The organism is Agarivorans sp. QJM3NY_29 (assembly GCF_050870835.2).
Taxonomy (GTDB): Bacteria; Pseudomonadota; Gammaproteobacteria; order Enterobacterales; family Celerinatantimonadaceae; genus Agarivorans.
In genome coordinates this window covers 147,815-161,650 of record NZ_CP194036.2, presented here as the reverse complement: position 1 = coordinate 161,650, position 13,836 = coordinate 147,815, and the positions used below count along the sequence as shown (strand labels likewise).

9 protein-coding genes are annotated in these 13,836 nt (G+C 45.2%); 1 reads left to right on the top strand and 8 read right to left on the bottom strand.

Annotated elements, in window-relative coordinates:
• Nucleotides 1–2: 2 nt before the first annotated feature.
• The 4 genes from tssL to tagH are packed head-to-tail and all read right to left on the bottom strand — an operon-like array spanning nucleotide 3 to nucleotide 4,487.
• Nucleotides 3–1,307: a type VI secretion system protein TssL, long form gene (gene tssL, locus ACRRS0_RS00755; RefSeq protein ID WP_432455112.1), complete on the bottom strand. Its 1,305-nt coding sequence runs from the start codon at nucleotides 1,305–1,307 to the stop codon at nucleotides 3–5.
• A 24-nt stretch (nucleotides 1,308–1,331) separates the two neighbouring features.
• Nucleotides 1,332–2,660: a type VI secretion system baseplate subunit TssK gene (gene tssK / locus ACRRS0_RS00750; RefSeq protein ID WP_432455113.1), complete on the bottom strand. Its 1,329-nt coding sequence runs from the start codon at nucleotides 2,658–2,660 to the stop codon at nucleotides 1,332–1,334.
• Between the two features lie 19 nt (nucleotides 2,661–2,679).
• Nucleotides 2,680–3,144 (bottom strand): type VI secretion system lipoprotein TssJ, encoded by a 465-nt coding sequence (gene tssJ / locus ACRRS0_RS00745; protein ID WP_432455114.1) that lies wholly within the window; start codon nucleotides 3,142–3,144, stop codon nucleotides 2,680–2,682.
• Nucleotides 3,141–4,487 carry a type VI secretion system-associated FHA domain protein TagH gene (tagH, locus tag ACRRS0_RS00740; protein ID WP_432455115.1) on the bottom strand — a complete coding sequence of 449 codons (1,347 nt, stop codon included), beginning with the start codon at nucleotides 4,485–4,487 and terminating at the stop codon, nucleotides 3,141–3,143. The genes tssJ and tagH overlap by 4 nt, the downstream gene beginning before the upstream one ends.
• 378 nt (nucleotides 4,488–4,865) lie before the next feature.
• Between tagH and ACRRS0_RS00735 the strand changes: the two genes are divergently transcribed.
• Nucleotides 4,866–6,917 (top strand): serine/threonine-protein kinase, encoded by a 2,052-nt coding sequence (locus ACRRS0_RS00735; RefSeq protein WP_432455116.1) that lies wholly within the window; start codon nucleotides 4,866–4,868, stop codon nucleotides 6,915–6,917.
• Nucleotides 6,918–7,025: 108 nt separating this feature from the next.
• On the opposite strand, the gene ACRRS0_RS00730 is transcribed toward ACRRS0_RS00735, so the two are convergent.
• The 4 genes from ACRRS0_RS00730 to ACRRS0_RS00715 all read right to left on the bottom strand — a co-directional run bounded on the left by ACRRS0_RS00730 (nucleotide 7,026) and on the right by ACRRS0_RS00715 (nucleotide 13,630).
• Entirely contained in the window at nucleotides 7,026–8,468 is a 1,443-nt protein-coding gene (locus ACRRS0_RS00730; protein ID WP_432455117.1) for an efflux transporter outer membrane subunit, read from the bottom strand.
• A 1-nt stretch (nucleotide 8,469) separates the two neighbouring features.
• Entirely contained in the window at nucleotides 8,470–10,410 is a 1,941-nt protein-coding gene (locus tag ACRRS0_RS00725; protein WP_432455118.1) for a MacB family efflux pump subunit, read from the bottom strand.
• 2 nt (nucleotides 10,411–10,412) lie between these two features.
• A complete protein-coding gene (locus ACRRS0_RS00720; protein WP_432455119.1) occupies nucleotides 10,413–11,594 on the bottom strand; it encodes an efflux RND transporter periplasmic adaptor subunit in 1,182 nt (393 codons plus the stop codon).
• A 293-nt stretch (nucleotides 11,595–11,887) separates the two neighbouring features.
• Nucleotides 11,888–13,630, bottom strand: a complete 1,743-nt coding sequence (locus ACRRS0_RS00715) for a methyl-accepting chemotaxis protein (RefSeq protein WP_432455120.1) — start codon at nucleotides 13,628–13,630, stop codon at nucleotides 11,888–11,890.
• Nucleotides 13,631–13,836 lie beyond the last annotated feature (206 nt).

Here is a 13,836-nt window from a genome sequence, read left to right as displayed (position 1 = left end):
GCTTAATAAAGCAAATCAATCTCAACCCGACGGTTTAACGCCCGCGCAGATTCTGAGTCATTACTTGCTCGAGGCTCAGAGTCACCTCGTCCCTCCGGCCACAAGCGCCCCTGCAACAAAGTGCCCACCGACATGGTATTAGCAACGGCGGTCGCTCGCGCTAACGAAAGATGCCAATTAGATGGGTAACGACTCGTAAAGATCGGTTGATTATCGGTATGTCCGGTGATTAGGATCCGACCACTGGTTGACTCTAAAGCTCGAGACAGTTTTTGTAATATCGGCACCAGTGCAGACTTCACTTCTGCACTTCCTGGCGCAAATAACTCGCTTGAATGAATCGTGATACGAACACGATCACTGAGCGGCTGGACCTCTAGTAGCTGGCGATTCACTTCCGTTTGTAAACGCTGCTGCAACATCAGCAATTGTTGATCATCACGCTCAACCGAAGTTTTGACCGTAGCGTCCCAGCGCGCCAAAGTATTGAGTTGGTTAAACACTTGATCTGAATAGTTATTAATGAAATAACTGCTCGTCATGTAAATCGATAACAAGAGCACACCCAAAATAGCCGTCAGCACCCAGATTGGGATCCCACCACCAGCCTCCTTCATCATATTGACACTAGCGTTACTTTGTGGAGATAAGGCAATTTCAGACTCACCATGAATCACTTGTAAACGTTCAAATGCTTGTTGGCGATAGGCTTCTAGCTGATCTTGACCTCGCTCTGTTACCCGCATTTTTCCGACAAACCCTAAGGCTAAACATAAATATTGAAGCTCTAATAGTGAGGCCTTTTGATGAGGGGCGACTAAGTTTTCATCGAGTAAGGTGAAAAAGTACTCGCCCCCCCAAGTTTGCGAGTGAAAAGTCGAGAGTAAACTGTCACTCGCCCAAATCGACTGTCCACCCCAGTTAGTATTGAGTACCGTCTCGTCGATAAAACAGCACATGCAGTAGCGTGCCGCCTCAATTTGCTCGGCACTAATTTGTAGGTGACGTAAATTGGCTTCGTAATCCCGAATCTTATCGATGCACACTTGGCGTAACGACGCGATATCTCCATGCTTCGCAGTACATCGAATTTGCCCCACCATCGATAACAAAATACTCGCTTCGTCAATCAAGGGATTATCGCCAAACTTAAGGAGTTGAACCCCCCGTTCCTTATTTTTCGAAGGCGTGATAAGCACGGTGCATTCGGCTTCTGCCGCGCTAGCCGCAATTTTGCCTAAATCGCTGACAGACTTGTTCGCGCCGCGATTCCCTGGCCGAGGCTTCATCACTGTAGCTTCTGACATCAATACTCTTCCTTGGTACTCAAATTACTGACTAATCGCCCAGAGATTCATTTCAAGCTCTGGATAATGACCCGACAAATGGATGGCAATCCCACCACTCGCGCTTAGGCGCGCCCAATAGTCGTTACTCTTATCTAATTTGAAATAATGAAAACCGGCATGATAGGGTATTTGCCGCGGTGCAACTGGCAAACCAACAGCGGAAATGCCCGGCAATTGGTTGTTAACCAAATCCCGAATATGCTCTACCGGACCAATTTTCACTTGCGCGGGGAAACGCTTGCGTAACTCATCAGAACTAAGGCTGGCAGTAACCGCCAACACAAATTCAGCGCGGTCAAGCAGCCCTTTATCTTGTACTTGAGCAATCCGAATACCATAGTTAGTTTGATCTAAAGGCAACTGAATCGCGGTTTGCTCAAGCACCATGCTTAGATATTGGTTAAGCACTACCATCAAGTCACCAAATACTCCTGTGAGTTGTTGATGCTGATATGCAGGCAACTGCGGTGCTCGCTTATTCTTACTAGAAAAAGTAGCGAGTTCCCCAGCCAAACTCGCTAATTCTTGATATAGGCGTTCAGGATGCAAACCGCTGGTATGTAAGATATGTCCCAGCAATGCATCATAGCGATTCAGTAACTGCAACATTAAAAAATCGGCAATTGAGCTAGTACTACCCTGACCAGCGCCAATCCGTGCAGCTAAAGCTTCTGCCCGTTGACGCATCACACCATGAACTTCTAATAAGTGCTGCTTTAGCACCGCATTGTTCTGCGCATTCAGCCAAGGAGGTACAAATTTTCCATCTAAAGTCACTTGCCCCTCTTTAGAAACGGCACTAATTTTGGCAACCGGCAAAGTTGTGTAACCCGATAAATTGTCGCTTTCTAGCTTCAATTCAAAGCCAGCCTGAGCCAACTGCAGTACCTCTATTGCATCATTACCGAGCGAGGTATCAGCAACTTCGTGATCAACAAAACGGTAACGCGTGACGCTATTCGCTTGCGCCGATACATTCAAACTATTCGACTTTTCGGTCGCAATCGCAATTAACACCATCTGGTCGCGAACACGACTATCTAGCGATAGCGATAGCGGTTCCGGTAATGGATCGCGTTCAGGAGAAACCATCAACGCGCCATCAGGTAAGTAAGCCTTTATCTTTGACAAACCGAACTTCGCATGACTTAACAATGCGTTGTCGATCACTAACTCATTGATTCCCCAAAAGTAGTTTGACTGCTGCAACATTTGTTGTTGCTGAAAACTTAAACTACGTTCTTGTTGCTGAAAATGCTGAGGACGCAAAAACATACCCTCAGTCCAAGCCACACGACAAAAATCGCTCATTTCTTGTTCCCCAATTGCATCATGGGTTACCAACAAATACGGCGAGTTCGCCGACATGAATATTAAAAGTTTTGTAATTGGTAGGATCGATGGTGACAACTTCTCGCCAACTCGCGGTGTCGATATCTCGATACGCAACTAAAACGCCGGCATAACGCACCCCAGGGGAAAGTGACAACTTATATTCAGACTGACTGCCAGGTTCAAATTCAAACTCAGTCTTATGAATCAAGTCTGGGCCTAAAACTTGGGCTGCATCATCATATAAAGCAAAAAAATCTTGGCTATCAAACAAGGTTCTTGAAGACAATTCGAAAACCTTCACCACCACAGGAGAAGCTCGCCCAGTAATATCGGGGTTAACATTTTTAGCCACACTAAATAGCAGTTTTGAATATGGTTCGACTACATAATTGGCTACCGTACAGCCCAACATTGACATACTCAGCAGCATACTAAGTACTAATTTCCCTATTTTGCTCATCGTTGTCCCTTTTGGTCTATGCGCTTTAAAGTCGCCTCATAAGCCTTCGCAAAATCTTCCATATAGAAAGCATTGTTGTTTTGGCTAAATTCATGTTCTAAATCACTGTGTACTGAACAATAACGATTCCAGCTTTTATGCTTTTCAATTGCCGAATAATACTTCGCGATGCCCTGCGTATTGTGGACCTTCGACGCTATCGATTTGGGGTCAAGCAATTGCATGACACTCGCCACGGCCCCCTCAACACCGGAAAGCAAGGCGTATTCATGTCGCTCGAGATCAATAAAGGCTTCCTTTACCGCTCGTTCAGGAGGGAGAAACCCTGAAGTCTTACGCTGTAGTAAGTTATGAAGGGCGTCTTCAGCATTGGTTGAAAATTTCAATGGATTGTTTTCATTTTTACGAAAAGTCGTCTGGTTAATCCGAGTATTTTCTTTAAATGCTGCTCGATTATGTAAAGTGTTCATAATCCCATCGAGAGAGTCCCTAGTTATCCCTCCTAATTGATGCCACCAACGGATCGGATTTTCTTGAGAAATAAGATCCGCAGAAATGCCCATCCCTTCTAAAAAAGCACCAAGATGCGTCTGCTCATCAATCGAATTTGCTGAGAGTGGTGTTGCCGATGGACGAGACGGAGTCCGATCAATATCCGAAACAAAAGCTGACGTCAGCTTTTCTGCTTTGGCAACGCCAGCGTTGAGTGTCTGCGAATGGACTATTTTTGTATTAATAGGCTGTTCTTCAGTCACTTCAGGCTCAAGGCTTAACGCTTTTTCAATCCTAGGATCGTTAGCAAATAAAGCATTCCAATCCTCTGGAATATTTGATGACGAATCTTGCGTCAGAGCTGAGGGCAAGATAAAAGCATCACTTAGATTGGCATTTAGACTGGAATCTAAACTGAGCGAGTTAGGAGCTGGCGATGGCGGCTCAGCAAGAACGCCAAAATCTTCTGCAGCTACAGCCGCAGAGATTACTTTTTGAGTTTGCAAGTCCTCCGGTAAAGCAGACAAATTGACCGCTATTTCATAATCAGCAATCGCCAAGATATCACCATCAACCAATTGATAAGGTTTATCTTTTTCGATGGGTTCAACCGAACGATTAACAAAAACCCCATTAGTTGAGGTATCGTAAAGCCAAAATACCCCCTGATTGAACTCGACCCTAGCATGACGGCTAGAGATCACTCTTTCTGGATCAGGTAAACACCAAGAGCATTGACTCGCCCGCCCAATCGTCAGTACCGATTCCCCTGAATCACTGAAGAAATGTTTTTTTTCTTCCACGCCAGAGGTAAACCTGTGATAACTCATCACAGATAAACACAAATCCATAATCTTCCGTCCCCTAGAAGCATTCTCTTTTACTTTGAGTAGAACCCATCAACCTAAGATAACTAATGACCAAAATATCACTACAAAAAAGAGGCCGTATTATTACACCCAAGGAATAATTTAATCAATAAAAATAAAAAACTTTTTATAAAAATAAATTAACTCGAATTTTATTAGTAATTATATTGTTGTTAATGTAATTTAAATTATTTAGACTGAAAGGACTGAATCCCACAAAGGTAAACCCAGTAAAGATTGGCATCATACTCCACTGATAATATATTGGTTGTTAGTGGAAATAAAAAATAAATTTATTTATATGACAAATTAAAAAAATCACCACAACAAAAGTTTGGTTAAATTATATACGGCGGCTTCATGGATGATTCAAGTAAAAAACATACTGACAAAAAATTAAAAGACGAAACCAAGGTCGGTCATACACAAATATATCAATCGAATAACCTAGCAGACTCAAAAATCCAAGAAAGCGAAACGTCCAACAGCAATGACTGTAAAATGATCAATCGGGTGATCAAAAAACGTTATCAAATTGAAGGTCTGGTAGGACACGGTGGGATGTGTGATGTCTATCGAGCGAAAGATTTATTACTTGAAGCGGCTGGTGATAGCCAGCCCTATGTTGCGATTAAACTGCTACAGAAAGAGTTTCATAACCAGCCCGACGCAGCTCGGATCCTGATCAGAGAAGCCAGAAAAACCCAGCGTTTAAGTCATCCAAATATCATTAGGGTTTATGACTTTGGAGTTGACCAAGAAGACTATTATTTGATTATGGAATGGCTAGACGGACAAACTCTAGATGAAATAATTAAAAGTCACCGTCCTCATGGACTGCCTTTCAAGAGCGCCCTTGCTTTACTGAAGCAATTACTATCGGCCCTAGGTTATGCGCATAACAACGGTGTAGTTCATGCGGACCTAAAGCCTGGCAACATCATGCTGGCACGTGATGGAACCATTAAGATCTTCGATTTTGGCGTATCCCGAGCGCTTAATTTAAATGCAGATCAATATGCGGCCGACAAGCCAGAAGAAACCTCTCCAGTTAGTGGCTTTACCCCCACTTATGCGTCTCCAGAGTTATTGGCAGGCGCAAACCCCAGCATCGCCGACGATGTGTTTGCCTTTAGTTGCATCAGCTATGAATTACTTACCAGTAAGCACCCATTTAATCGCAAGCCCATCAATCAAGCGGCAAAAGAAAATATATTCCCTGACAAGCCCAAGCATGTCTCCATATTACGCTGGGCAAGTTTAAAAAAAGGTCTAAAATTTAACATTAAGCAACGAACAATTGATTTAGCTACACTCGAAAAAGACTTAACCAAAAGCTATATAAACCCAACCCTAAGTGTTTGCTTGACCTTCGCTCTGATTGCCTCCGCAGGTGCGACTTATCAGCACTTACACCAACAGGTCAAACAGTCACAACGCGACTTGGCTTCGCGACAACAAATCGAACAAGCCAATCGTGAATTATTAGCACTAAGCCCACAACAATTTCTGCCGCTGTTAGCAACAATTACCGATCAACAAGCAATCCCTAAACAAGCCTTATTGCGTCAAAAGCAAGGCTTGGTAATTAATTACTATGAAAAAAAAATTGACAATCTGCTTAATAATAAAGGCATAGCTTATCCTGATTACTATGCCATTCAGTCTCTATTACAAGAGGTAAATCGCATCTATCCAGACTCTTACACTCTTGCCCTAACCGCCGAAGATATCAATCAAGGATGGATGAGCACAGTGGAAGCTCTCAGCCAGCGTCTCAATACACATCTAGAGCAAGGTCGTTACCAACATAGTGAAGACGGTGATGATATCTACACCATCTACCGCGATTTAATGCAGGTTAGAACAGATTTTCAGTTTCAACCTAACCAGAAATCAGAGCAGGTATTCACCCAATTATTTGACAAGGCGCGCGACAAGCTCGATGTAATCAAGCTCGCTTCAATGATCGAAGCTGGCGAAGCCTTCTTTGGTAATAGCGAACAACAGCAGCAACGCCTTGCCCAAGCAAATGCTTTAAAGTCAGCAATCCAGCAAATGGCGGATTACCAGCAAGCCAAAGCCAAAAATCAACAGATTGACTTCCCCTACCATGCGGCTGAATTGGTATATCAACACCAATTTGATGACCTTCAGCAACGCATCAATAATATGAAGCGAATCAAATCACTCGATAAGCTGGCTAAAGAAGTACGATCGATGGCGAAACAGCTTCCTAATGATTTCTCTTTGCTGGTACAGACTCGTCAACGTATGGCAAATAAATACTTACGTTTTTCCGACTACTTACTACAAAAACGTCGCACTAAAGAAGCCAGCGCAGTGATCAAAAAAGCACAAGATTTAATGACTCAAGTACAAAATGCCCGCGCCACTGCCGAGAATGCTTAATTAAGTAAAGTACTCGAGCTCGTAGCGCATTTTTGTTCGAGACTACAAACTTGTGACTGCAATAAGTTAAGCCGCCAGCGAGTAAAGCAGCTGCGGCTCAACCAACAACTAAGACTTTATATCGCTCGATTTACCAGCTAACTGTGGGGCAATGTCACTTCCCCCTAAAGCTAAGTACAAGGTCGCCTGAGTAACAAACTGTTGGTAACGATTTTCCAGTAGCAAAGCCTCGGCGTTACGCAATTGTTCTTGCGCATCTAGCCAATCTTTAATCCCAACGGCACCATTTCGGTACTGACTTTGATAGATCCGCTCCGCCTCTTTGGCGCTTTGATATTGCTCAATTAAACGCTGCCCTTGATATAGATACTGCTGGCGTGCCGATAATGCGTTATCAACATCTTCAAATGCTTGATAGAGAGTTTGACGGTATTGGACCACTGCCGACTGATACTGCACTTCGGATATCTGCTGATTAAGCTGCAATTGATTCCATTGTAAAAAAGGTAACGCTAACTCTGCTCCCAACGTCCCAATAGGGTTACGTAACAACTCTTTCAGCTGATTCGAAGAGCCACCTAGCGATCCCGTTAGGCTCAAGGCGGGCAAGTAACTCGCAGTGCTTGAGTCTTTGCCGGCCAAGGCTGCCTTCAGTTGATACAGCGCGGCCTTCACATCGGGACGCCGCACTAAAATATCAGCGGGAACGCCTTCGATCACCAAGGGCATCGGCCCTTCGGGTAATTGCTTTATCTGCAGTTGGTCCTCTGCAGGAGGTTGATTAAAAAGGATTGCCAAGGCATTTTGCGCCTCGTGAAGCTGTTGTAACCACTGGCTATGATTGGCTTGCAGGCTAGCCAGACTGCGCTTCGCCTCCAATACATTGAGAATGGTCACCGCCCCCGATTGGTACTGGGACTGAGTTAACTGCAAGGTTTGCTGCGCGTCTTTAATACTACCATTACTGAGACTAACACGCTGCTTGAGATATCCAAGTTGCCAATATAGTGAAGCGGTGGTGGCAACTAAACTTTGTGCGGTACTTTCACGATCTTCAGCACTGGCAATGGCTAACCAACGCGCCTGATCGATATCTGCCGAAACCTTACCCCACAGATCGACTTGGTAACCCACCGAAATATTAGCCTGATAGGAGCCACTGCTGGCCCCATCATTGAAGTCTTTACTGCGACCAGCAGACAAACTCGAAGACAACTGAGGATAGAGTTGATCTTCACTCAAGCCAGCTTCTAAACGGGCCTTATGCAAGGTTAAAGTTGCCAAGCTTAAATTGTTGTTGGTCTGCAATACCTGTTCGATGAGTCGATCCAACTCAGGATTATTAAATTTCTCCCACCAACGATCTTGACTAAGCGAACGGCTAGCAAGCGTGTTTGTTGTCGCCTCACTTGGTTCGACTGCGTCTTGCCAAACTTGCGGCGTAAGCACCTCGGGTGGATGAAACTCACTGCGACTGAAATGAGAACAAGCCGTCAATAAGCTCATTGCGAGCCCAACAGTGCTGTACTTATACAACTGTGAATTCATCATGCTACTCCCTTGCCAGTGCATCAACGGGATCAAGTTTGGCGGCATTGCGGGCGGGTAAAAAGCCAAATAAAATACCTATTAAGGTGGAACAAGCGAAGGCTGCCACAATCGAGCTGGTTGAATATATCATCTGAAAACTACCGCCAGTAGACGCAAAAACAAACCCAATCAGATATGCTAGGCCGATACCAATCGCCCCACCGCACAAACAAACCAACACTGCTTCAATCAAGAACTGACGTAAAATATCGTTTTGACGCGCACCAACCGCCATCCGCACGCCAATTTCTTTGGTTCGTTCGGTCACCGATACCAACATAATATTCATCACACCAATGCCACCAACCACTAAAGAAATCACCGCAATAGCAGAAATTAATAGGGTCATGGTAGCGGTGGTCTTCTCGATATTTTGTCGGATGGTATCGGTATTAATGGTAAAAAAGTCTTGCTTACCGTGACGCATTTTAAGCAAGCTAATAATCCCTTGCTCGGCAGCATTACTGGGGGCAGACTGATCGATGCGCACCGTAATGCTATTGAGGTAACGCTGGCCAATCATCCGCCCTGCAACCGTGGTATAAGGTAACCATACTTTTAGCGAATCGCTATTGCCAAACGCACTGGTTTTGGGCTGAGTGACGCCGATAATGCGGATCGGTAAACTGCCCAGAAACATCACTTGACCCAGCGGGGACTGGTCAGGAAACAACGACTTAAGGGTATTGCTATCGATGACCGCTTGTTGCGCTAAGGAATCGACACTGGCTTGATCCCAAAATTGACCCTGCGCGAGTTGATAACCCTTTACTCGAAAATACTCCGGTCCCACACCTTCCACGCTACCTGTTACCGCTTGATTCTCAAAACGAATGGTAACATTGGTACTTAAAGAAGGCGTCACGCTATCGACGAAAGATAGCTGTTTTAGCGCATCGGCATCGGCTGCGGTTAAGCTACGAACCCGACCCGAACGTCGGTCGCCAAAACCGCTACCCGGTCGAATATCAATGGTATTGGTACCCATCGAAGCGATATTTTTTAAGATGGCTTGTTGTGAACCAGCACCCAAGGCAACCACCGATACCACCGAAGCAATCCCAATAATAATACCTAACATGGTTAAAAAAGTGCGTAAGCGATGACTCGACATCGCTAAAAGGGCCATCTTCAAGGCCTCTAAGTAGCGGTCCCAAGCAAACCACCCGGGCTTGTTCGTTGACATCACTTTAGCCAGTGTCGCTGTCGAACCAGCGCTACTGCGGCGATCACTGAGAATTTCACCGTCCTTGATTTCAATAATACGATCAGCAAATTGTGCCACGTGCATATCATGAGTCACTAAAATAATAGTATGACCATCGTGATGTAACTCGCGTAACAGCGCCATCATCTCTTCGCCACTTTGGCTATCTAGTGCGCCAGTGGGTTCATCCGCAAGGATCACATCACCACCATTCATCAACGCGCGCGCAACACTCACGCGCTGTTGTTGGCCACCGCTGAGTTGGCTCGGCTTATGGTCGAAACGGTCAGCCAGACCTAAACGGCTCAGTAAATCCTGTGCCCGTGCTTTACGCTCGACCTTATTCTTACCCGCATATATCGCCGGCACTTCAACGTTGGCCACCGCACTTAAATCGCTCAGTAAGTGGTAACGCTGAAAAATAAACCCAAAGTGCTCACGTCGCAGGGCGGCTAACTGATCTACATCCATGGTTGAAGTATCCTGACCTTGGATTAAATAACGTCCCTGAGTCGGCTTATCTAAGCAACCTAGAATATTCATCAAGGTGGATTTCCCCGAGCCCGAGGCTCCCACAATTGCGACCATTTCCCCTTTTTGGATCGATAAACTCACTTGCTTGAGAACCGTCAGCTGCTGCTCTCCAGCACTAAAAGAACGCGAAATGTTGGAGACTTCTAGTAAGGCTTCACTCATGACTAAAAACCCATTGGCGAACGACGGCGATTACCTGCGGCGTTACTCTCACCAGGAGCCCCCACAACCACTAACTCACCTTCATTTAAACCCGTAAGTATTTGGGCATGGATCTTATTGTTAATGCCCACTTGCACATCTCGATACTCCAGCTGCTGGTTCACCAACACCGGCACTTGATAGCGGCCTTTAGAACCCGGCTTTCTCTGTAGCACTTGAGCGGGAACCAGTAAGGTGTCTTGCGCCTTATCCAACACAATCGACACTTGAGCGGTCATGCCAATTCGTAAGGTATGACCGGGATTTTCCACTTCAAAGAAACCGTTGTAATAAATCGCTTCATTGTCACTGACACTCAGATCGCTATCATCACCATCCATTAAGGTAGGTCCAGGCTCGATGGCCTGTAATTGCGCACGATAGGGGTGTTTGGCTTGACCCAAAATGGTGAAATAAACGTCTTGGCCAGGATGCACATGAATCACATCCGCTTCCGAAATTTGCGCCTTCACGATCATGGTGTCGAGTTGTGCCAATTCGATGATGGTTGGAGTGCTTTGATTCGCATTTACGGTTTGCCCCTCTTCTACTGAGGTGTATACCACCGTACCAGCCATGGGTGCAGCAATCGTGGTATAACCTAAATCAACCTTGGCGCTATCCACGGTAATCGCAGCTTGTTGCTGCTCGGCTTTTAATTGCTCCAGATCAGCCTGATAGATGGCAAGATTTGCCTCTGCGACTTCATAATCCGCACGTGAGCTGGCATTATCGGCCTGCATTCGTTGTTGCCTTTGATACTCAAGTGAGGCCTGATGAATTTGCGCCTGCTTAGCACGATACTGCGCGTTAATACTGGCTAATGACGCTTGCGCTTGCTTCAAGGCATTTTGCTGACTCAGGCTATCAATTTGAGCAATCAATTGGCCCAGTGTAACTTCATCGCCAAGCCCAACAGCTAAGTGTTTGATTTGCCCGGATTCTTGCGCCCCAACATTGACTAGCTTGGCAGGGTGCAACATGCCGTTTGCCAATACGGTATTTTCAATATCACCGCGTTGTACAGCTTCAGTCACATAAGCTGGTTCGGCTTCAGGGCGAGAGCTGTAATAGAGCGATCCAACTGCTGCTACGAACAAAAACAGCACTAAAACCATCGATAAACGTTTCGCAAATTTTTTCATACTATTCAGACATCAAAGTTAAAGCTAAAAAATTTAGCCTGATAATTCAGCAGGTTATTTAGTATAACGATTTCATTTAAAAGAGGCAGTCTTACAAGTGTAAAGAAGCGTAAAGGTATCGCTGACAATAGCCGCCAGCGGCTAAAGATGATGCAATAGAAAATTGAACTTCGTCCGTTTAAACGCGAGGTAGTAATGGCGCGACCTAAACAGTATAACGAACCGATACACTGAACTTCGACGCCACTACGTCAGGATGCTTCGCGAAAGCACACCGCTCCTAGTATGTAACCTTAACTGAGCTTAAATTGGCCCACCTGTGCTTCTAAGGCATGGTTGTAATCCGATAAGCCATTGGTACTGATAAGGCTCTCCTCTCCTCGTTCCCGCAGCGAATGCACCACGTCGCCAATGGCAATCATATTGCGATTAATCTCCTCTGCCACCAAGCTTTGTTCTTCCACCGACGTCGCGATTTGAGTCGCCAAATCATTAATCTCTAACACCGCATTTGCCATCACATCCAATGAGCCCATCACCTGTGAAGTATTCTCGGCACTACTTTGACAACTGCGTTTTGTCGCTTCCATGCTATGCACGATATTTTGATTTCCACTACGCAAGGTCGCTAACATCGCATCAATTTGTTCGGTACTGTCGCGAGTTCGACCCGCCAATGCTCTCACTTCATCAGCTACCACCGCAAAACCACGTCCTTGCTCTCCTGCTCGGGCTGCTTCTATCGCCGCGTTTAATGCTAATAAGTTAGTTTGTGCTGCAATATCTCCTATCACCTTCAGCACTTCGCCAATCATTTGAGTATCTTCGGTGGTCTTTTGTACCGACTCCGACATCCCATCAACTTCCGTCACCAATTGATTCACACTTTCAACGGCTAACTGAACCACCTCTCGAGAGCGTTGTGCCTCTTCACTCGCTTGCTGAGTCAGCGAAGCCGTATCTGCAGCACTTTGCGCCACCGATTCCGAGGTCGAACTCATTTCAGTGACTGCTGTCACCACCTGTTCCGTCTCTTGGGTATGTTGATTTAACAACTCTTGGTTCGCGTTAACCCGCTCCGAGAGCTTGCTCACTTCTCCCGCTATTTTTTGCCCCGCTCCCGCAACTTCCAACATCATCGCTTGCAACTTCATGATGAAATGATTGATGTCTTCTGCTATTTGACCCAATTCATCGTGGCTTTCCACCTGTAAACGCCGTGATAAATCGCCATCACCTTGGGCCAAGTCGTGTACCAATTGACGTAAGGAATTAATCGGTTTAAAAGCTAGTCGTAAGGCAAAAATACTCAGGGCCACAATAAATAACGAAGCAAATAGCAAACTCAAGGTAATCGCATTGTTCAACCGGTTGGTATTGGCTTGAATAAACGCCGGGTCAATAAAACCCGTTAACTGCCACTGCTTACCATTCACGCTGATGGGCATCGGGATGGCTTCTAAATCGGCATTCTGTTGTTGCGGTTTATCGCTGTATAATTGCTCGCCATTGTCATCAACCAGTTCCATATAGCTACCGTCGATGGAAGAGTCCTGCAACAGGGCTACCAGATAACTTAAATCCAGATAGAAAAACTCACCATCCTTAGGGCTAATAATTTCCAACAAAGGACGCTGTTCTTCAAATATCACCTTGATTGCAATATCTTGCCCTTTGGCCGCTTGCCATTTATCGAAATACTGTTTGAGTGCATCCCCCTCTAGCATCTCTTCGTTAGTCGCACCAATTTGTGATGAGACCATTTTCAGCACTCGATAAAAACCGCTTTGTTCAGGTGCTGTTTTTACACTCAACAAGCCAACATCAATATTTTTAGCCAGCAGGATCTTGGCGTTAATATCTGAAGCTATCTTGTCTTGTACTAAGCGAAGATGAACCCGAATGTTAGTGCTATCTGAGCGATAAATATATTGGCTGATGTAGTGATTCACGCTGACATAAGAGGTAAGCAAAGTCACCGCTATAATCGCAACAAATAATGCTATCAATTTGCCCTTAAATGAAAAACCTTTCAAAGCTTTTACTCCATAAATACAAGGGCCCTGCGTTTAAGGGCAAACTGCTAGTCTATATATCAAAAAAATCTATTTCTTTGAGTCGATCGGCAGATTTACAATTTTTACGATAAAATACAGATAGTTAATGGTCATACCAGTGTGCAACACCCTTGACCTTTCCGAGACTATTTGGCAAACGTTATGGGTAAGTCAATGGGGGGGGA

Bases quoted from the DNA above. Each gene is read 5' to 3' on its own strand.
- tssK (WP_432455113.1), bottom strand. From the start codon at position 2,660: ATGAGCGATTTTTGTCGTGTGGCTTGGACTGAGGGTATGTTTTTGCGT.
- tssL (WP_432455112.1), bottom strand. From the start codon at position 1,307: ATGTCAGAAGCTACAGTGATGAAGCCTCGGCCAGGGAATCGCGGCGCG.
- ACRRS0_RS00725 (WP_432455118.1), bottom strand. From the start codon at position 10,410: ATGAGTGAAGCCTTACTAGAAGTCTCCAACATTTCGCGTTCTTTTAGT.
- ACRRS0_RS00735 (WP_432455116.1), top strand. From the start codon at position 4,866: ATGGATGATTCAAGTAAAAAACATACTGACAAAAAATTAAAAGACGAA.
- ACRRS0_RS00730 (WP_432455117.1), bottom strand. From the start codon at position 8,468: ATGATGAATTCACAGTTGTATAAGTACAGCACTGTTGGGCTCGCAATG.
- tssJ (WP_432455114.1), bottom strand. From the start codon at position 3,144: ATGAGCAAAATAGGGAAATTAGTACTTAGTATGCTGCTGAGTATGTCA.
- ACRRS0_RS00720 (WP_432455119.1), bottom strand. From the start codon at position 11,594: ATGAAAAAATTTGCGAAACGTTTATCGATGGTTTTAGTGCTGTTTTTG.
- tagH (WP_432455115.1), bottom strand. From the start codon at position 4,487: ATGGATTTGTGTTTATCTGTGATGAGTTATCACAGGTTTACCTCTGGC.